The 18,888-nt window shown below is 71.3% G+C and carries 15 protein-coding genes; 6 read left to right on the top strand and 9 right to left on the bottom strand.

Translation table 11 applies throughout. The features are described 5' to 3' along the window. Window positions 1–181 precede the first annotated feature (181 nt). The 3 genes from pta to pyk all read left to right on the top strand — a co-directional run bounded on the left by pta (window position 182) and on the right by pyk (window position 5,059). A complete protein-coding gene (gene pta, locus ACWGIS_RS08455; RefSeq protein WP_453361621.1) occupies window positions 182–2,272 on the top strand; it encodes a phosphate acetyltransferase in 2,091 nt (696 codons plus the stop codon). After that, on the top strand, window positions 2,269–3,555 hold the full coding sequence (locus tag ACWGIS_RS08460) for an acetate kinase (RefSeq protein WP_453361622.1): 1,287 nt from the start codon (window positions 2,269–2,271) through the stop codon (window positions 3,553–3,555). Before pta ends, ACWGIS_RS08460 begins: the two co-directional genes overlap by 4 nt. 73 nt (window positions 3,556–3,628) lie before the next feature. After that, entirely contained in the window at window positions 3,629–5,059 is a 1,431-nt protein-coding gene (gene pyk / locus ACWGIS_RS08465) for a pyruvate kinase (RefSeq protein WP_453361623.1), read from the top strand. Between the two features lie 207 nt (window positions 5,060–5,266). Here the strand turns inward: pyk and ACWGIS_RS08470 are convergent, their stop codons facing one another. The 4 genes from ACWGIS_RS08470 to ACWGIS_RS08485 all read right to left on the bottom strand — a co-directional run bounded on the left by ACWGIS_RS08470 (window position 5,267) and on the right by ACWGIS_RS08485 (window position 9,458). Then, on the bottom strand, window positions 5,267–6,544 hold the full coding sequence (locus tag ACWGIS_RS08470) for a hypothetical protein (RefSeq protein WP_453361624.1): 1,278 nt from the start codon (window positions 6,542–6,544) through the stop codon (window positions 5,267–5,269). Beyond that, on the bottom strand, window positions 6,534–7,118 hold the full coding sequence (locus ACWGIS_RS08475) for a DUF6114 domain-containing protein (RefSeq protein WP_453361625.1): 585 nt from the start codon (window positions 7,116–7,118) through the stop codon (window positions 6,534–6,536). The genes ACWGIS_RS08470 and ACWGIS_RS08475 overlap by 11 nt, the downstream gene beginning before the upstream one ends. Window positions 7,119–7,224: 106 nt before the next feature. Then, window positions 7,225–7,857 carry a DUF6230 family protein gene (locus ACWGIS_RS08480; RefSeq protein ID WP_453361626.1) on the bottom strand — a complete coding sequence of 211 codons (633 nt, stop codon included), beginning with the start codon at window positions 7,855–7,857 and terminating at the stop codon, window positions 7,225–7,227. 620 nt (window positions 7,858–8,477) lie between these two features. Continuing rightward, window positions 8,478–9,458, bottom strand: coding sequence for a tetratricopeptide repeat protein (locus tag ACWGIS_RS08485; RefSeq protein ID WP_453361627.1), 981 nt, complete (start codon window positions 9,456–9,458; stop codon window positions 8,478–8,480). Between the two features lie 278 nt (window positions 9,459–9,736). Between ACWGIS_RS08485 and ACWGIS_RS08490 the strand changes: the two genes are divergently transcribed. Further along, window positions 9,737–10,363, top strand: a complete 627-nt coding sequence (locus tag ACWGIS_RS08490) for a TetR/AcrR family transcriptional regulator (protein WP_453361628.1) — start codon at window positions 9,737–9,739, stop codon at window positions 10,361–10,363. Window positions 10,364–10,601: 238 nt separating this feature from the next. Here the strand turns inward: ACWGIS_RS08490 and ACWGIS_RS08495 are convergent, their stop codons facing one another. From ACWGIS_RS08495 to ACWGIS_RS08510, 4 genes are all read right to left on the bottom strand, one after another. Then, the gene (locus ACWGIS_RS08495) at window positions 10,602–12,302 is read right to left on the bottom strand and encodes an acyl-CoA mutase large subunit family protein (RefSeq protein ID WP_453361629.1); all 1,701 of its coding nucleotides are present in this window, start codon (window positions 12,300–12,302) and stop codon (window positions 10,602–10,604) included. Between the two features lie 128 nt (window positions 12,303–12,430). Then, window positions 12,431–12,769, bottom strand: a complete 339-nt coding sequence (locus ACWGIS_RS08500; RefSeq protein WP_453361630.1) for a DUF3817 domain-containing protein — start codon at window positions 12,767–12,769, stop codon at window positions 12,431–12,433. 65 nt (window positions 12,770–12,834) lie between these two features. Then, window positions 12,835–13,344, bottom strand: coding sequence for a MarR family winged helix-turn-helix transcriptional regulator (locus tag ACWGIS_RS08505; protein ID WP_453361631.1), 510 nt, complete (start codon window positions 13,342–13,344; stop codon window positions 12,835–12,837). 10 nt (window positions 13,345–13,354) lie between these two features. Then, entirely contained in the window at window positions 13,355–14,728 is a 1,374-nt protein-coding gene (locus ACWGIS_RS08510) for an MFS transporter (protein WP_453361632.1), read from the bottom strand. An 82-nt stretch (window positions 14,729–14,810) separates the two neighbouring features. Here ACWGIS_RS08510 and ACWGIS_RS08515 point away from each other — a divergent pair, with 82 nt between their 5' ends. Beyond that, a complete protein-coding gene (locus ACWGIS_RS08515; protein WP_453361633.1) occupies window positions 14,811–15,794 on the top strand; it encodes a DUF5937 family protein in 984 nt (327 codons plus the stop codon). 118 nt (window positions 15,795–15,912) lie between these two features. Next, the gene (locus ACWGIS_RS08520; RefSeq protein WP_453361634.1) at window positions 15,913–16,920 is read left to right on the top strand and encodes a glycoside hydrolase family 6 protein; all 1,008 of its coding nucleotides are present in this window, start codon (window positions 15,913–15,915) and stop codon (window positions 16,918–16,920) included. A gap of 12 nt (window positions 16,921–16,932) precedes the next feature. On the opposite strand, the gene ACWGIS_RS08525 is transcribed toward ACWGIS_RS08520, so the two are convergent. Continuing rightward, on the bottom strand, window positions 16,933–18,888 hold the full coding sequence (locus ACWGIS_RS08525; RefSeq protein ID WP_453361635.1) for a galactose oxidase-like domain-containing protein: 1,956 nt from the start codon (window positions 18,886–18,888) through the stop codon (window positions 16,933–16,935).

Here is an 18,888-nt window from a genome sequence, read left to right on the forward strand (position 1 = left end):
GGCACCCCGCCGCCCCGGCCCCCGTGGAACCCTTGTCCCGCCTCACCAGGACCTTCCACCTGGCGGGCGCCTTAGCCAGCCACGGAGGTATTGTCAAGAGGGTTCTGCTCACCATAGCGGGTATTTTTTCCCGAGCCACGAGAAGCACCAAGCCGGCCCAGTGATGAAACGGAGAGCACGCGTGACGCGCAGCGTGTACGTGACCGGGATCGACCGCGGCGACGGCCGCCAGGTCGTCGAGCTGGGAGTCATGGAACTCCTGACCCGCCAGGTGGACCGGGTGGGGGTGTTCCGCCCGCTCGTCCACGACGGCCCGGACCGGCTCTTCGAGTTGCTGCGCGCCCGTTACCGGCTGACGCAGGACCCGGCGACGGTGTACGGCATGGACTACTACGAGGCGTCCGCCCTCCAGGCCGAGCAGGGCACCGACGAGCTGGTGTCGACCCTGGTGGACCGCTTCCACCTGGTCGCCCGCGACTACGACGTCGTCCTCGTCCTCGGCACCGACTTCGCGGACACGCAGTTCCCGGACGAGCTGGCGGTCAACGCCCGGCTGGCCAACGAGTTCGGCGCCTCCGTCATCCCGGTCGTCGGCGGCCGGAAGCAGACGGCGGAGTCGGTGCTCGCCGAGACCCGCAACGCGTACCGGGCGTACGACGGACTCGGCTGCGACGTCCTCGCGATGGTCACGAACCGGGTCGCGCCCGCCGACCGCGCGGAGATCCAGGAGCGCCTCGGCGACCGGCTGCCCGTGCCCTGCTACGTGCTGCCGGACGAGCCCGCGCTGTCCGCGCCGACGGTCGCCCAGATCACCCACGCCCTCGGCGGGACGGTGCTGCTCGGCGACGACTCGGGGCTGGCCCGCGACGCGCTCGACTTCGTCTTCGGCGGTGCGATGCTGCCGAACTTCCTGAACGCGCTGACCCCCGGCTGCCTCGTCGTGACCCCGGGCGACCGCGCCGACCTGGTGGTGGGCTCCCTCGCCGCGCACAGCGCCGGCACGCCGCCGATCGCCGGCGTGCTGCTCACCCTCGACGAGCGGCCCAGCGACGAGGTCCTGACGCTGGCCGCGCGCCTCGCCCCGGGCACCCCGGTGGTCTCGGTGTCCGGCAACAGCTTCCCCACGGCGGCCGAACTCTTCGGTCTGGAGGGCAAGCTGAACGCCGCGACCCCGCGCAAGGCGGAGACGGCACTCGGCCTGTTCGAGCGCCATGTCGACACGAGCGAGCTGCTGAAGCGGGTCTCCGCGCCGAGCAGCGACCGCCTCACGCCGATGATGTTCGAGCACAAGCTGCTGGAGCAGGCCCGCTCGGACAAGCGTCGCGTCGTGCTGCCCGAGGGCACCGAGGCGCGCGTCCTGCACGCCGCGGAGGTGCTGCTGCGCCGGGGCGTGTGCGAGCTGACGCTGCTCGGCCCGGTCGACCAGATCCGCAAGAAGGCCGCCGACCTCGGCATCGACCTCACCGGCGTGCAGCTCATCGACCCGCAGACCTCCGAGCTGCGGGACCGCTTCGCGGAGAAGTACGCCGCCCTGCGCGCCCACAAGGGCGTCTCGGTGGAGCTGGCCTACGACGTGGTCGCGGACGTGAACTACTTCGGCACCCTGATGGTCGAGGAGGGGCTGGCCGACGGCATGGTGTCGGGTTCCGTGCACTCCACGGCGGCCACCATCCGCCCCGCCTTCGAGATCATCAAGACCAAGCCGGACGCGAAGATCGTCTCCTCGGTGTTCTTCATGTGCCTCGCCGACAAGGTGCTGGTCTACGGCGACTGCGCGGTGAACCCCGACCCGAACGCGCAGCAGCTCGCCGACATCGCCGTCCAGTCGGCGGCGACGGCCCGGCAGTTCGGCGTGGAGCCGAGGATCGCGATGCTGTCGTACTCGACGGGCACCTCCGGCTCGGGCGCGGACGTCGACAAGGTGCGGGAGGCCACCGAGCTGGTGCGGGCGCGCCGGACGGACCTGAGCGTCGAGGGGCCGATCCAGTACGACGCCGCTGTGGAGCCGTCCGTCGCGGCCACCAAGCTGCCCGGTTCGAAGGTCGCGGGACAGGCGTCCGTGCTGATCTTCCCGGACCTCAACACGGGCAACAACACCTACAAGGCCGTGCAGCGCTCGGCCGGCGCGATCGCGGTCGGTCCGGTCCTGCAGGGCCTGCGCAAGCCGGTCAACGACCTGTCCCGCGGCGCTCTCGTCCAGGACATCGTCAACACCGTCGCCATCACGGCGATCCAGTCCCAGACCCCGAGCGAGAAGGCCACCTCCCAGTGAGTTCCCATCCGTCGCCCGCCGGCGCGCTGCCCGAGGAGCGGCGCAAGGCCGCCCCTTCCCGCGTCCTCGTCCTCAACTCCGGTTCGTCGTCGGTGAAGTACCAGTTGCTCGACATGCGGGACCACAGCCGTCTGGCGATGGGCCTGGTGGAGCGCATCGGCGAGCGGACGAGCCGGCTGAAGCACACCCCGCTCACCGGCGACGGCGCCGGGACCCGGGAGACGACGGGGCCGATCGCCGACCACGAGGCGGCGCTGAAGGCCGTGGCGCGGGAGCTGGCCGAGGACGGTCTCGGCCTGGACTCCCCCGAACTGGCGGCCATCGGCCACCGGGTGGTGCACGGCGGCCTGCAGTTCACGCGGCCCACCGTCGTCGACGACTCCGTGCTCGCGGAGATCCAGCGGCTGATCCCGGTGGCCCCGCTGCACAACCCGGCCAACCTGACCGGCATCCGCACGGCCCGCGCGCTGCGCCCGGACCTGCCGCAGGTCGCCGTCTTCGACACGGCGTTCCACACGACGATGCCGGAGTCGGCGGCGCGCTACGCGATCGACGTGAAGACCGCCGACGAGCACCGCGTCCGCCGCTACGGCTTCCACGGCACCTCGCACGCCTTCGTGTCGCGGGCGACGGCGAAGCTGCTCGGCAAGGACCCGTCGGAGGTGAACGTGATCGTGCTGCACCTGGGCAACGGCGCGTCGGCGTCCGCGGTGCGGCAGGGCCGGTGCGTGGACACCTCCATGGGGCTGACGCCCTTGGAGGGGCTCGTGATGGGTACGCGCTCCGGTGACATGGACCCGGCCGTCATCTTCCATTTGATGCGTGTAGGCGGGATGTCCACGGACGAGATCGACACTCTTCTCAACAAGAAGAGCGGGCTGATCGGTCTGTGCGGCGACAACGACATGCGGGAGATCCGGCGCCGGGTGGACGAGGGCGACGAGCAGGCGCGGCTGGCCTTCGACATCTACATCCACCGCCTGAAGAAGTACATCGGCGCCTACTACGCGGTGCTCGGCCGGGTGGACGCGGTGGCCTTCACTGCCGGGGTCGGCGAGAACGCCGCGCCGGTCCGGGAGGCCGCGGTGGCCGGTCTCGAGGGGCTCGGCCTGGCGGTCGACGGCGAGCTGAACGCCGTACGGTCGGACGAGCCGCGGCTCATCTCCCCCGGGCACGCGCGGGTCGCGGTGGCCGTCGTACCGACCGACGAGGAACTGGAGATCGCCACGCAGACGTACGCCCTCGTGAGCGGGTCCGCCGAGCGGTCGGACGACCTCACCTGAGCGGCCTCCCGCCCCTTTGTATCTTCCGCCAGACGGAATATTCCGCAGCGAAACAAACCGATAGGATCGCCCTATGCGCCGTTCGAAAATCGTCTGTACTCTCGGCCCCGCGGTCGACTCCCACGAGCAGCTCGTCGCGCTGATCCAGGCCGGCATGAACGTTGCCCGTTTCAACTTCAGCCACGGCTCGCACGCCGAGCACCAGGGCCGGTACGACCGTGTCCGGGCGGCCGCCGCCGAGACCGGCCGCGCCATCGGCGTACTCGCCGACCTCCAGGGCCCGAAGATCCGCCTGGAGACCTTCGCCGAGGGTCCCGTCGAGCTGGTGCGCGGTGACGAGTTCACCATCACCACCGAGGACGTCCCGGGCGACAAGACGATCTGCGGCACGACCTACAAGGGTCTGCCCGGCGACGTCTCCAAGGGCGACCAGGTCCTCATCAACGACGGCAACGTCGAGCTGCGGGTCGTCGAGATCGAGGGCCCCCGGGTCAAGACGGTCGTCATCGAGGGCGGTGTCATCTCCGACCACAAGGGCATCAACCTGCCCGGCGCGGCCGTGAACGTGCCCGCCCTGTCGGAGAAGGACATCGAGGACCTGCGCTTCGCCCTGAAGATGGGCTGCGACCTGGTCGCGCTCTCCTTCGTGCGGGACGCCCACGACGTGAACGACGTCCACAAGATCATGGACGAGGAGGGCCGCCGGGTCCCCGTCATCGCCAAGGTGGAGAAGCCGCAGGCGGTGGAGAACATGGAGGCCGTCGTGGCGGCCTTCGACGGTGTCATGGTCGCCCGTGGCGACCTGGCCGTCGAGTACCCGCTGGAGAAGGTCCCGATGGTGCAGAAGCGCCTGGTGGAGATGTGCCGGCGCAACGCCAAGCCGGTGATCGTCGCGACCCAGATGATGGAGTCGATGATCACCAACTCGCGTCCGACGCGCGCCGAGGCCTCCGACGTCGCCAACGCGATCCTGGACGGCGCGGACGCGGTCATGCTGTCGGCGGAGTCGAGCGTGGGCGCGTACCCGATCGAGACCGTGAAGACGATGTCGAAGATCGTCACCGCGGCCGAGCAGGAGCTGCTCTCCAAGGGCCTCCAGCCGCTCGTCCCCGGCAAGAAGCCGCGCACGCAGGGCGGTTCGGTGGCCCGTGCCGCCGCCGAGATCGCCGACTTCCTCGGCGGCAAGGGCCTGGTGGCCTTCACCGAGTCCGGTGACACGGCCCGCCGGCTGTCCCGCTACCGCGCCGCGCAGCCGATCCTGGCGTTCACCACGGACGAGGGCACCCGCAACCAGCTCGCGCTGAGCTGGGGCGTCGAGTCCTACGTCGTGCCGTTCGTGCACAGCACCGATGAGATGGTCGAGCTGGTCGACTCCGAGCTGCAGAAGCTGAACCGCTTCGACCAGGGCGACGTCGTCGTGATGACCGCCGGCTCGCCCCCCGGCGTCCCGGGCACCACCAACATGGTCCGGGTGCACCACCTGGGCCGGACCGGCCGCGACTGACCGGTCCCCGTACGCCGCCGAGGGCGCCCCCGTGCCGAGGGGGCGCCCTCGGCGCGTTCCCGGACGGTGTACGGCCGGGGCGGGCCCGCCCCTCGGGCGCGAAAAGACCGCGACCCGGCCCTCGCGGTGGCGAGGAACCGGGTCGCGGCCCTGTTGCGCGGCTCCCGAACGGGTCCTTGGGCCGGCCTCGGCCGGCGGGTGCGGCGGTCAGCCGGTGGTGTACTGGTGCAGCCCCGGCACGGTCAGGTCTCCGCCGAACTGGCCGGCCTGCACGACCTTCACCTTGGTGAAGTAGATCAGCGGGATGTTCAGCGGCGGCGGGTTGTCCGGGTCGAAGGTGACCGGGATCAGACCGAGCAGGTTGCCGGAGATGCTCTCCGTGTACATGACGGTCTTGCCGTTGCGGATGGTGGACGTCGAGCCCTTGGCCGCCTGCACGTGGTACGTCTTGCCGGCCTGCTTGTCGTCGACCGTCTGGTGCAGGTCGCCGATGTCGGTGCCGTCGGAGATGACGTACTTCAGGACCTTCTTGACGGTGCCGTTGGCGGTGCGCACCTTCACGACGCCCTGGTAGTCGGCGCCCTTCAGCAGCAGCGAGCTGGCGTTGAGGTACCACGGGTCGTCGGGCAGCGAGACGATCTTCTCGACGCCGCCCTCGTCGTCGGTGGCCGTCGGGCAGCCCTCGGCCGGGTCCGCGCTCTCGCTCGCGGAGGGGCTGGGGGACGCGGTGGCGTCGCCGGCCGCCTCCTTCGCCTTCTCCGCGGTGTCCTTCACGGTCCCGGACGCCGCGTCCGCGGTGTCCTTCGTGTCCTTGGCGGTGTCCTCCACCGTCCCCGTGACCTTGTCCGCCGTGTCCTCGACCGGGTCGGAGGTCTCCTTGCCCGGGCTCGCCGTGGCGGAGGCGGACGGCGTCGGGGTGGGGCTCGCCTCCTCCTTCTCGTCGGGCGTGAGGACGTCCTTGATGGCGTCGCCGATGCCCAGCGGGTCCAGCGGGTTGCTGGTGCTCTGGGACGGCGAGGGGGTCGGGGTGGCCGTGTCGCCGCCGCCGCTCTGAGCCGTCTTGCTCGGGGCGGGCGCCGGCGCGGAGTCGGCCTCGTCGTCGGAACCTGAATCCGGCGAAGGGGTCTTGTCCGGGGACGCCGTGGCCGTGGGAGCGGGCTCGGTCGCGGTGGCGCTCGCCGAGGCGGAGGCGGAGGGCGACGGCGAGGCCGACGCCTCCTCGGAGCCGTCCAGTGCCTCGACGCACTTCTGGTACTCGTCCGCGGTGAGGCTCTTGGACGAGGGGTGGTCCTCCGCCTGCGCGAGCGTGGGCGTCAGTCCCATGCCCATCAGGACGGCCGTCGGCATGGCCGCCAGGGCTATCGCCTTGCCGGCCGGTACGTGGAACCTGGTGAACAACGGCTTCCTGGGCGCCGCGTGACGCGGCCCGGTTCTCACACGGGACTCGTCCACATCCGTCCCGTGGGTCACCTCGTCAGCCGGCACTGTGCCTCCCGTTCGCCCCGTTCGTCGGGCTCGTTCCTGACAGATCGTTCGGCTCGTTCGGCTCGTTCGGCTCGACGGGCTTGCTCAGCCCGGGCACGGGCTGGGCGGGCACACTCCCGGCGGGGGCCGCGCTCTCGGGGACCTCGCTCTTGCGGGCCACCCCGGCGGGCTCCGTCTCCCGCACACCGGGCGCCCAGGAGACCGCCATCGCCCCGCCGATCAGGGCGAACAGAAAACCGATCAGGAAGCCGCCCAGGTTGGACACCGGGATGGACACCAGGGCCAGCAGGATCGCCGCGACACCCGCGAAGGTGCGCACGTGCTTCTGGAACCAGAGGCTGAGCCCCAGCACCACGAGCAGCACGCCGATGATCAGGGACCCCGCGCCGGCGGTGGTCGCCATCGCCAGGGTCAGATGGCCGATCTGCAGGTTCGCGTACGGGAAGTAGGCGATGGGCAGTCCGCTGAGCAGGACGAACAGGCCGGCCCAGAACGGCCGGTCACCCCTCCAGGCGCGGAACCGCGACCTCTGGTGGCTGAACTGGCCGGGCGCGGCAGGAGTCTCGGCGCTCATGGAAAACAGCTCCCTGGAACGGCTTTGCTGTGAGAAGTACGCGTACTGCGGAAGGGATGGGGTGGACGCGGCAGCCGACGGCTCCCCCGTCCACCCCACGGAGTGCCTAGTAGCACTCCTTGACGCCCTTGGACAGCGACATCTTCAGGCCGCTGAGCTTGAACGTTCCGGCAGTGGTCGCCCACGCCGTCTGCTTCACGTCGGTCAGCGTGGCCGAGTCGGCCTGCTGCGCGAAACCGTAGGGGTTCGCCTGGTCGCCCTTGGCGATACCCGGACCCTTGCTGGCGTCCTTGGCCGCAACACCGATGTCGATGTTGCGGAACGTCGCGTCGGCCTGAAGGTCCTCGACGTCGATGTACAGGTTCTCTGCCTTGACCGCGGTGTCGCCACCGCCGGCCTTCAGCATGAGACTCACGGAACCGAAGATGGGCACGTCCGGGGTGACAACGGACTGGCACATGTTCTTGATCGAGGCGGACTTGAACGCCGAGACGGCGACGGGGTGAGCCGTCTTCTTGCCGTCCAGGGTGTAGCCCGCGTCAATGGCTCCGTACTGCGAGAAGCCCGTACCGTCGAGCCGGTCCGCCGTCACCTTGAACGACTGACCGGAAACGCTGAACGACGCGGCGAGAGCGCCCTGCGCGAGGGCGACACCTATCGCTGCCGTGGCGGCCACGCTGGGCACCATCACGACGGCGAACCGCTTCCATCTGGTTCCGCCACGCACCTGGGACTCCATATTTCCTCCTTCTCGGACGTACATCTCCTGGCCCTGACTGCCCCATGACGGCGGCTCAGCCGGGCAGGGATGGGAGAAGTGCTACGTCCTCGGGAAGGAGAGCGCCCGTTCTCGACAGCGCGAACTGCGCCCGATTCACCGGCGATCACCCCCGAGCGACAACCACTGGTCGCGCCTGACACACATCACGCACAACCTGCTGGACAGGCTCCGCCGTAGAGCGGAGACCCCCCTGCCCAAGAACCGGCGCCACTGCCGCCGGCCCTACTCGGTGGGGACCCAGAGAACCCGGTGGCCCGATTGGCTGTCGGGTACGGAAATGGACCGAGCGTCGCCGATCGTGGTGCATTCTCGCCGCCGACACAAGGGGGTTCGTTACTCGCTAGTAACGGGCGGATAACCGAACAACGACCCGGTGGTCTCGGTCGACGACTCAACGTGGTGTCAAGCGAGGGGGCAAAATACTTGATTCACGGACGGAATCCGACAGAACAACGCCCCTGACTTACTCCAAGTAACAGCGGCCGCGTTTACCAAGTTTTGGTAAAGCGCGGCCGCTTGGTCACTCAGGAGGCGATCCCTTCACCCGGGCAACACACGTCCGGGCGTTTAGGGACTGGTCAGAACAGGGCCCGCGCCAGCGCCCTGCGCGCCGCGGTCACGCGGGGGTCGTCGGCCCCGACGACCTCGAACAGTTCGAGCAACCGGAGCCGCGCCGCGTCCCGGTCGTCACCGGCCGCGCGCCGCACGGCCTCGATGAGCCGCCCGAACGCGTCCTCGACGTGTCCGCCCACCAGGTCCAGGTCGGCGGCGGCGATCTGCGCCGGCACGTCACCGGGCCTCTCGGCGGCGTCCTTGCGGACCTGCTGCGGGTCCGCGTCCTGCACCCGCTGGAGCAGCTCGGCCTGGGCCAGGCCGAGTTTGGCCTCGCTGTTGGCCGGGTCGTCGCTCAGCACGTTCTTGTACGCCTGGACGGCACCGGCCAGATCACCGGCGTCCAGGGCCCGTACGGCGGCTTCGAGGAGGGCGTCGTAGGGGCCGGCCGGGATCTCCGGGGCGGCCGGGGCGGCGTCCGGACCGGCGCCGTCGGGGGCGACGGTCAGACCGGTGAGCCCGAAGCGCTCCTCCGCCACCTGGACGAGCTGGTCCAGCGTGCCGCGGATCTGCGCCTCGCCCGCGGCCCCCTGGAAGAGCGGCAGCGCCTGGCCGGCGACCACCGCGAAGACGGCCGGAATCCCCTGGATCCCGAACTGCTGCATCAGCATCTGGTTGGCGTCGACGTCGATCTTGGCGAGGACGAAGCGCCCGTTGTACTCGACCGCCAGCCGCTCCAGGACCGGGCTGAGCTGCTTGCAGGGCTCACACCACTCGGCCCAGAAGTCGATGACGACCGGTACCTCGGTGGAGCGCTGCAGGACGTCGCGCTCGAATCCGGCCTCGTCTACGTCGATGACGAGACCTGCGGGGGACACGGCCCCGCCCCCGCCGCCCTGCCTGGCCGCTTCGGCGCGCGCCTGCTCCGCCTTCGCCTTGGCCTCCTGGGCCGCCTTCACCGCGGCGAGGTCGACGACTCCGCTCATGGACATGTTCCGTGGCTGCATGAGTACATCCTCCCCCTTCCGCGTGCACGTGTGAAAAGCGTGCCCCGAGCCGGGACCCCGGCATGGTCGAAACCGGGCCCGTGATGTGCTGTTCGGCGCCGGGTCCCCACCTGGCGCCAGTGGTTGTCGCCTGTGCGGCACGGCCGCACACGCTTTCGCTACGAGTCGTAGCGTAACTCCCCGGGGGCGCCCCCGTACGCCCGGCCCCGGTGATCTCCCTCACGGCTTCGCACAACAGCCGGATATCGTCCCCCGCATGCCCGGATATGGTCGCTGACATGCAGAGTCGCACTCCGGCCCCCCGCACGGGCCGACCACGCAGCGCCGCCGCGGACGCCGCGATCCTGGAGGCGACACGCGCGGCGCTGGTCGAACTGGGCTGGTCCAAGCTGACGTTGGGGGACGTCGCGACGCGCGCCGGGGTCGCCAAGACGACGCTCTACCGCCGCTGGGCGGGCAAGAACGAACTCGTCGTCGACGCCGTGGCTGTCCTCTTCGACGAACTGGAACTCCCCGACCGGGGCAGCCTCGCCGCCGACATCGAGGGCGTGGTCCTGCAGTTCGCGGCGATCCTCGGGCGCCCCGAGGCGAAGACCGCGCTGATGGCGGTCGTCGCGGAGTCGACCCGCGACGAGCCCCTGCGCGAGCGCATCCGCACGTCGATCGTCGACCGCCAGAAGCGTCTCGTCCTGGAGGGCCGCGCCCGTGCCCAGGAACGCGGCGAGCTGCCCCCGGAGGAGGACCCGGAGTCCGCCGCCCGCACGGTGGACCTGATCTTCGACGTGGTCGCGGGCGCGGTGGTGCACCGCACCCTGGTCAGCGCGGAGCCCGCGGACGAGGAGTGGGTGCGCAGCTTCACCCGCGTCCTGCTGCTGGGCCTGACGGGCGCGGCGACGGAAGCCTGAACGCACCTGGCTGTGCCTCAGCCCGTCCGGCGCGCGAGGACGAGCACGCTGGCGCTGCGACGGCACCACGGAGAGACGCGAGCCCCCGGAGCGCCCCGACGGCACCACCGAGACGCGCCGGCACGCGGACGGATGCAAACCCGTCAGCCCGTCCGTCACGTGAGGACGCACCGCGCCGCACGACACGGAAGCCCCCGGGGGCGGCGCCCCCGGGGACCGGTCCGGCTTCCGCGGGGGTCTAGAACCCCGCCGGCTCCGTGTACACCCCCCACTCGTCGCGCAGCACCCCGCAGATCTCGCCCAGCGTCGCCTCGGCCCGCACCGCGTCGAGCATGGGCCCGATCATGTTCGAGCCGTCCCGCGCGGCGGCGAGCATGGCCTCCAGCGAACGCCGTACGGCCGCGTCGTCGCGCGCCTCCTTGCGGGACCCCAGCGCCCGCACCTGCTCCCGCTCGACCTCGTGGCTGACCCGCAGGATCTCCAGGTCGCCGGTGACGGAGCCGTGGTGCACGTTGACGCCGACGACCCGCTTGTCGCCCTTCTCCAGGGACTGCTGGTACTGGAAGGCGGACTCGGCGATCTCGCCGGTGAACCAGCCGTCCTCGATGCCCCGCAGGATGCCGGAGGTGATCGGCCCGATCGGGTGCCGCCCGTCGGGGTGCGCCCGGAGCCCGCGCTCCCTGATCTGCTCGAAGATCTTCTCCGCCTCGGCCTCGATGCGGTCGGTGAGCTGTTCGACGTACCAGGAACCGCCCAGCGGGTCCGCGACGTTGGCGACGCCGGTCTCCTCCATCAGCACCTGCTGGGTGCGCAGGGCGATCTCGGCGGCCTGCTCCGAGGGCAGCGCGAGGGTCTCGTCCAGGGCGTTGGTGTGCAGGGAGTTGGTGCCGCCGAGCACGGCGGCCAGCGCCTCCACCGCGGTCCGCACCACGTTGTTGTACGGCTGCTGCGCGGTGAGCGAGACACCGGCGGTCTGCGTGTGGAAGCGCAGCCACTGCGCCTTCTCGGAGGTGGCGCCGTAGACGTCGCGCATCCAGCGGGCCCAGATCCGGCGGGCCGCGCGGAACTTGGCGATCTCCTCGAAGAAGTCGACGTGCGCGTCGAAGAAGAAGGAGAGCCCGGGCGCGAACACGTCCACGTCCAGCCCGCGGCTCATCCCCAGCTCGACGTAACCGAAGCCGTCCGCGAGCGTGTACGCCAGCTCCTGGGCGGCCGTGGAACCGGCCTCCCGGATGTGGTAGCCGGAGACGGACAGCGGCTTGTACGCGGGGATGCCCGCCGCGCAGTGCTCCATCAGGTCGCCGATGAGGCGCAGGTGCGGCTCGGGCTGGAAGAGCCACTCCTTCTGCGCGATGTACTCCTTGAAGATGTCCGTCTGGAGGGTGCCGTTGAGCACGGACGGGTCGACGCCCTGGCGCTCGGCGGCGACCAGGTACATGCAGAAGACCGGGACGGCCGGTCCACTGATCGTCATCGACGTCGTGACGTCACCGAGCGGGATGTCCTTGAACAGGACCTCCATGTCGGCCGCCGAGTCGATGGCCACCCCGCAGTGCCCGACCTCGCCCAGCGAGCGGGGGTCGTCGGAGTCGCGTCCCATCAGCGTCGGCATGTCGAAGGCCACGGAGAGGCCGCCGCCGCCGTTGGCGAGGATCTTCTTGTAGCGCTCGTTCGTCTGCTCGGCGTTCCCGAACCCGGCGAACTGCCGGATGGTCCACGTCCGCCCCCGGTAGCCGGTCGCGTAGAGCCCGCGGGTGAACGGGTACTCCCCCGGCCAGCCGATCCGGTCGAAGCCCTCGTAGGTGTCCCCGGGCCGCGGCCCGTACACCGGCTCCACGGGATCGCCGGAGAGCGTGGTGAAATCGGCCTCGCGCTTGCGCGAAGCGTCGTACCGGGCCTGCCAGCGACGGCGGCCCTCCTCGATGGCGTCAGCGTCCATACCCTCGAATTTACTAGGACGTCCTAGTAAATGTCGATGGCTCACCGCCGTACACGCCGTACGACGGTGCCGTGGGCCCGGCCGGACCCCGCCACGGGGGCCGTGCGGCCGGGCTCGGAGGAGACGATTCAGGCCTTGGCGACGACGGGCGAGTCGTCCGCGATCCGCGGTTCGAGCTCCCGGCTGACCTTGCGCTCCACGAAGAAGGCGGCCGTCGGGACGGTGCCCGCGGCGAGCACCCACAGCTGCTTGCCGACCGGCCACTTCGCCTTGGAGCCCAGGTCGAAGGCGAAGACCAGGTAGACGACGTAGAGCCAGCCGTGCGCGATGCCGACCAGCTTGGTGAAGTCCTCGGCGCCGTCCATGTGCAGGAGGTACTTGGCGATCACGCCGAGGGTCAGCAGGACCAGCAGCACGCCGGTGACGTAGGCCATGACGCGGTAGCGGGTCAGCACGCTCTTTTTCATGCGTACGAGCGTAACCGCCGGTTCGAGGCGATCTTCGAGGGCCCCCGCGGCCGTACGCGGGCCCGCTACTCCTCGTCGAAATCGTGTGCCGCGATCCGCAGCGGGCGGAGCATCGCGAAGATCTCCGCGCACTCCTCGGCGTCGTACACGCCGAGGCCGAAGTCCATCGCCATCAGGTCGCGGGTGGCCGCGTCGACCACTTCGCGGCCCTTGTCCGTGATGGACGCGAGGGTGCCGCGGCCGTCGTTGGGGTTGGGGCGCTTGCCGACCAGGCCGGACCTGACCAGGCGGTCCACGGTGTTCGTGACGGACGTCGGGTGCACCATGAGCCGCTCGCCGATCTTGGACATCGGCAGCTCGCCCTCCTTGGAGAAGGTGAGCAGCACCAGTGCCTCGTACCGTGCGAAGGTCAGCCCGTACGGCTTGACGACCGCGTCGACCTCGGCGAGCAGGATCTGGTGCGCGCGCATGATCGAGGTGATCGCCGCCATGGACGGCACGGCACCCCAGCGCCGCTTCCAGAGTTCGTCGGCGCGGGCGATGGGATCGAAGGCGAGACTGAGGGGCTTCGGCACGGCAAAGACCCTACCGGCCGGTCATATCGTGGTCAGCCCCGTCTCGCGTTTCGGTCTCCGCGGCCGTTTCCGCCGGGTTCCTGCCCGGAACGGGGCGCCCGTGGGCCGGTTTCGCACCCGGCCCGGAGGGCTGCCCGCGCTCCGGACCGGCCTCCGTCCGCCGCGCCTCCGCGGCGAGCCAGAGGCAGCACACCGTGCCCAGCACCCCGGCGCCCGCGACGGTGGCGACCACTCCGGCGAATTCGGCGGCGACGCCCGCCAGCGCCATCCCGACCCCCTGGACGGTCATCAGCCCGGCCGTGTTCAGGGCCATCGCCCGCCCGCGCAGTTCCTCCGGCACCGCCCGCACGAACCACTGGTCGAGCCCGAGGGTGTACGCGGATCCGGCGCCGGCGAGGACCAGCAGGACCAGGGACCAGCCGAGCCCGGGGCGCAGGGCGAAGCCGAGGTAGGGCAGCAGGGTGAGGCAGACCAGCGGCAGGGTGATCCGGCTCCGGGTCGCCGGCCGCAGCCGTGACCCGGCGTACAGCTCTCCCAGGACGGTGCCGACGGGCAGGGCGCACATCAGCAGCCCGAGCCCGGCCGGACCGGCGCCGAGCCCGTCGGCGTAGGGGGCGGCCAGCGCCTCGGGGGCGACGATGAACATCGGCGGCACCCAGAACAGCAGGAGCAGTACCCGGGTGCGCCGGTCGGCGAGCACCTGCCGGGCCCCGCGCAGGGAGTCCTTCACGAGGGCCGCCCCGGTGCCCGCCCGGGCCGGGCGCCTGACGGTGCCCAGGCGCAGCAGCGCCGCCGAGGCGAGGAAGGTGCACACGGTGATCACGAGCGCCCCGCGCGGCGCCACGGCGCTCAGCAGCAGCCCGCCGAGCCCGAACCCCGCGAGCAGCGCGCTCTGCGAGACGATCCTCAGCAGCGAGCGGCCGAGGACGAACAGGTCGCCGTCGCCGAGGACGTCCGCCAGGGTGGCCATGCGCGCGCCCTGGAAGACGGGCGAGACGACGGCCAGCGCGCAGCGCATCGCGAGCAGCACGGCGATGTGAGTCCCGGGCACCACCATGACGGCCACGCAGCCCGCGCACACGAGGTCGCACACGACCAGGACCCGCCGGGCGGGGAACCGGTCGGCGACCCCGGCGAGCAGGGTCCCGCCGATCAGGTGGGGGAGGAAGCCCAGCGCGAAGGTCAGGGCGCTCAGCAGGGGCGAGCCGGTCAGGTCGTAGACGAGGACCGACAGGGAGATCTCGCTGACGACGAGGCCGAGCAGCGAGAAGGCGTGGGCGGCGAAGACGGCACGGAACTCGCGTACGGCGAAGACGCGCAGGTATCCGGTGGCGGGTTCGGGCGGGGCGGGCACGGTCGACGTGCCCTCGGACTCGTTCGGCATGGACAGCAGCGTGCCCGTCGGGGTCCGCCCGGCCGTAGAGTTTCGGCGTCAGCCGAATGTCCGCGGCGATCCGGGGGGTGCGATGCCGTTCCGTCTGCACTTCGGCGAGGACGACCTGCTGCGCTGCCGGTTCGCGGTGTCCGCGCTGTGGGAGACGCAGGAGGCGGTCCGCACGCTCGACCGGCCCGAGCGGCACGGCTATCACGCGCCCTGGCTGCGCCGGATCCACGCGGCGGCCGCCGGTCTCGATCTCGCGCCCCTGCTGCTGCTCATGCCCCGGCGCGGGCACACCCCGGACTGGCTCGGCCCGCCGCCGATCGGTCCGGCCGCGACCTTCGAGGAGGAGATCGCCGCGGTCCGCGCCGCCGACCCCGAGGCCGCCCTCGACGACACGGCGCGGGCGCTGGCGGACACCCCGGGGGCCCTCGGCTCCCCTCGTGGCCGCGCCCTTCTGGCGGACCCGGTCCGCATGATCGAGGAACTCGCGGACCTGCTGGAGGCGGCCTGGCGCGCGCTGGTGGAACCGGACTGGCCGCGGCTGAGGGCGCTGCTGGAGGCGGACGTGGCGTTCCACTCGCGCCGGCTGGCCGAGGTGGGCCTCGGCGGACTGCTGCCGGAGCTGGACCGGCGGTTCGCCTGGAGCCCGGGGACGCTGACGGTGGACGCGCGCGGCTCGCACGAGCGGGAGCTGCGCGGCCAGGGCCTGGTCCTGATGCCGAGCGTGTTCGCCTGGCCCGACGTGGTGAGCGGCTTCGATCCGCCCTGGCAGCCGACCCTGGTCTATCCGGCCCGGGGCATCGGCGGCCTGTGGGCCGAGCCGGGCGGGCAGGCGCCCGACGCGCTGGTACGGCTGCTCGGGCGGGGCCGGGCCGCGGTGCTCGCCGCGCTGGACGAACCCGCCGGCACGACGGCTCTGGCCCACCGCCTGCGGCTCGCGCCGTCGTCCGTGTCCGGCCATCTGTCGGCGCTGCGCGGGGCGGGTCTGCTCACCTCGCGCCGGTACGGGCACCAGGTGCTCTACGAGCGGACGCCGCTGGGCATGGCGCTCGCGTCGGGCGGGGTCTGAGGCACCCGCGACGGCACGCGGCCCGTGGCGTACCCATGTCGGTTCCCCTCCGACGGTGACGGTTATGTCACGATTGCTGACGAATCATCACAAAAATCACTTCGCCCAAGGGGGCAGGATGTCCCGGCTGATCCGTACCTTCGCGGTCCTCGCGACGCTCGGGCTCGCGGCGGGCTGTTCGTCCGCGCCCGACGCCGACCGGGCCACCGTCGCCCCGGGCGCGTCCCGGGACGCGGAGTCCGTCGCGCGGTCCCCGTTCTGGGTCGACCCCGCGAGCCCGGCCGCCCGGCAGATCCGGCTGTGGCGGCGGGAGGGCCGCACGCACGACGCCGACCTGCTGAAGCGGATCGCCCGGCAGCCGGCCGCGCTGTGGCCCGCCGGCGACGACCCGGGCCCGGTGATCAGGGCCGCCACGTCCGCGGCGACGCGGGAAGGGCGTACGGCGCTGTTCGTCGCGTACAACATCCCGCACCGCGACTGCGGTCAGCACTCGGCGGGCGGGGCGGCGGACGCGGACGCCTACCGGCAGTGGATCGGGCGGTTCGCGGAGGCGCTCGGCGACAGCAAGGCGCTGGTGGTGCTGGAGCCGGACGCGGTCGCGCACGTCGCGGACGGCTGCACGCCCGCCGAGTACCACGCCGAGCGCGAGCAGCTGCTGTCCGAGGCGATCGTCCGGCTCAAGCAGCAGCCCGGCACCAAGGTGTACCTGGACTCCGGCAACCCCGCCTGGATCGACGACCCCGCCCAGCTGGTCGAGCCGCTCCGGCGGGCGGGCGTCGAGCGCGCCGACGGCTTCTCCCTGAACGTCTCCAACTTCGAGACCGACGGCACGACGACGGAGTACGGCGTCCGCCTCTCCAGGAGCCTCGGCGGCAAGCACTTCGTGATCGACACCAGCCGCAACGGCAACGGCCCGCTGCGCGGCGACCGCGGCGACGCCTGGTGCAACCCGCCCGGCCGGGCCCTCGGCACCAGCCCGACGACCGAGACCTCGGAGCCCGCCCTCGACGCCTACCTGTGGATCAAGCGGCCCGGCGAGTCGGACGGGCAGTGCCGGGGCGGACCGGCGGCCGGCCAGTGGTGGCCCGACTACGCCCTGGGGCTGGCGCGCAACTCCGGGGCGTAGCCGGCCGTCCGGCTACCGGACCTGGATCCACTTCGCCTCGGACGGGGTGCCGTCCGCGTCCGTCACGAACAGCATGTACCAGCCGGGCGGCACCAGGCCCGGGTCCTTCGGCACCTGCACGGTCACCGACGAGGTGTCCTTGTCGACCTTCAGGTCGATGGAGCGCTGCTCGACGTCCGTCGTGTGGGTGACCGCGCTGGGACGCATCAGACGGGCTCTGGCGACGCGTTCCGGGTGGTCGGTGGCGAAGGTCGCGCGGCGCTGCCGGTCGAGTTCCTCGGGCCCGTCGCCGAGCACCGGGCGGTTCTTGCCGTTCTTGTGCAGGGCCGGCGGGGTGAACACCTCCATGCGCTGCTCGAAGTGGCCCAGCTTGGTGTTCTGCTGGTCGTCGAAGAGCGGGTCGGAGCCGAAGGTGGCGACCCGGCCGTCGGGCAGCAGCAGCGCCTCGGAGTGGTAGTTGCGTCCCACCCTCGGTGCGGCGGCGGCGCGGAAGGTGTTGGACTTCGGGTCGTAGAACTGCGCCTTGAGGATGTTGCTTGCGCTGCGGCCCCGGTAGTCCTTCGCCCCGTTGGTGGTGAACACCGAGTCGTCCGGCATGATCACGCTGTTCAGGTAGCGGGTGCCCTGCGGCAGATCCGGTCCGTCCTCGAAGGCGGGGTTGTCCTTCTTGAGGTCGACCACCGCCGTGCGCCGCGTCGACTTCCTGGACTCGCCGACGCCTCCCCCGCCGAGGATCATCACCTTCTGGTCCTGGGCCGGCGGCAGGAGCAGCGAGGCGGACGTCTCGGTCGCGTCGGCGTCCCGCAGCCCCGGCACCTTCTCGAACGTGTTGGACTCCAGGTCCCACAGGCCCGCCTCACGGCCCTTGTCCGCGGGGCCGTACCCGGCGTTGGACGCCGGGTAGAACAGCTTGCCGCCCTTGGTGAGGAACAGCGCGGGGTACGTCGGGAAGTACCGCTTGGGGCCCGCCGTCCACTGCTTGGTCTCCGGGTCGTAGATCTCGTTGTCGCCCGGGTCGATCACCCCGACGTCGTCGAGACCGGAGACGGCCAGCACCCGGCCGTCGTCGAGACCGACGAGCGTCGGGTACCAGCGGGCCTTGGCCATCGGGTCGACGGGGATGTACTTCTCCGCCTTCGGGTCGAACTCGTAGGCCGCCCTGATCCCCTGGAAGTCCTGCTTGTCCATGGTGATCTTCTCGGAGATCCCGTACGTGTTGGCCCCGTCCTTGCCCTTCAGGCCGACGATCTCGTACTGGGCCTGCTTGTCGGTCACCGACAGCGGGCCCTTCTCGGCGGCCTCCACGAAGACGCGGGCCTCGCTCGCGGTGACCTTGGTCTTCCAGGGCTGCATGACGCCCGCCCGGTTGTAGGTGATCTCCTGCGTGCGCTTGGCGCGCGGGATCGTCACCTCGAACCTGCTGACGTACTCGACGCCGGCCGGCGAGCGGAAGCGGGTCCCCTTCTTGAGGACCATCGCCTTGTCGGGGTCCTCGTTCTTCACCCGCATGCCGCCGCCGGCCCGCTCCACCTCGCCGTCGAGCCGCTCGTAGCGGGCGGTGCCGCCGGCCACCAGGAGCCTGCCGTCGGGGAGCTGGGCGTGCCCGGAGCAGAAGAAGTCGTCGGGGGTCGGGATCTTCTTGTAGGTGTTCTTGCGGGGGTCCCACAGGACGGTGTCGAAGGAGCCCTTGTCGAACTTCTTGATCTCGTTCCCCGAGCCCGCCACGATCAGCACCTTGCCGGTGTGCAGCAGGGCGGCGTGGATGGCGTTGGTACGGAACTCCCTGGGGATGTCGAGCTGCGACCAGGAGCCGTACCGGGCCTTGTAGGCGGGCTGGGCGATCTTGTACTCGTAGTACTGCTCCTCGGCGAAGCCGAGCGCGGCCGGGGCGTTGAGCCCGGCGAGCACGGCGATGCCGCCGATGCTCAGCACGGTCTTCTTGGTCTTCTTCGAGGGCCGGTAGGCCAT

Source organism: Streptomyces sp. NPDC054842 (assembly GCF_053611025.1).

Bases quoted from the DNA above. Each gene is read 5' to 3' on its own strand.
- pyk (WP_453361623.1), top strand. From the start codon at position 3,629: ATGCGCCGTTCGAAAATCGTCTGTACTCTCGGCCCCGCGGTCGACTCC.
- ACWGIS_RS08475 (WP_453361625.1), bottom strand. From the start codon at position 7,118: ATGAGCGCCGAGACTCCTGCCGCGCCCGGCCAGTTCAGCCACCAGAGG.
- ACWGIS_RS08480 (WP_453361626.1), bottom strand. From the start codon at position 7,857: ATGGAGTCCCAGGTGCGTGGCGGAACCAGATGGAAGCGGTTCGCCGTC.
- ACWGIS_RS08485 (WP_453361627.1), bottom strand. From the start codon at position 9,458: ATGCAGCCACGGAACATGTCCATGAGCGGAGTCGTCGACCTCGCCGCG.
- ACWGIS_RS08490 (WP_453361628.1), top strand. From the start codon at position 9,737: ATGCAGAGTCGCACTCCGGCCCCCCGCACGGGCCGACCACGCAGCGCC.
- ACWGIS_RS08495 (WP_453361629.1), bottom strand. From the start codon at position 12,302: ATGGACGCTGACGCCATCGAGGAGGGCCGCCGTCGCTGGCAGGCCCGG.
- ACWGIS_RS08500 (WP_453361630.1), bottom strand. From the start codon at position 12,769: ATGAAAAAGAGCGTGCTGACCCGCTACCGCGTCATGGCCTACGTCACC.
- ACWGIS_RS08510 (WP_453361632.1), bottom strand. From the start codon at position 14,728: ATGCCGAACGAGTCCGAGGGCACGTCGACCGTGCCCGCCCCGCCCGAA.
- ACWGIS_RS08515 (WP_453361633.1), top strand. From the start codon at position 14,811: ATGCCGTTCCGTCTGCACTTCGGCGAGGACGACCTGCTGCGCTGCCGG.
- ACWGIS_RS08520 (WP_453361634.1), top strand. From the start codon at position 15,913: ATGTCCCGGCTGATCCGTACCTTCGCGGTCCTCGCGACGCTCGGGCTC.
- ACWGIS_RS08525 (WP_453361635.1), bottom strand. From the start codon at position 18,888: ATGGCCTACCGGCCCTCGAAGAAGACCAAGAAGACCGTGCTGAGCATC.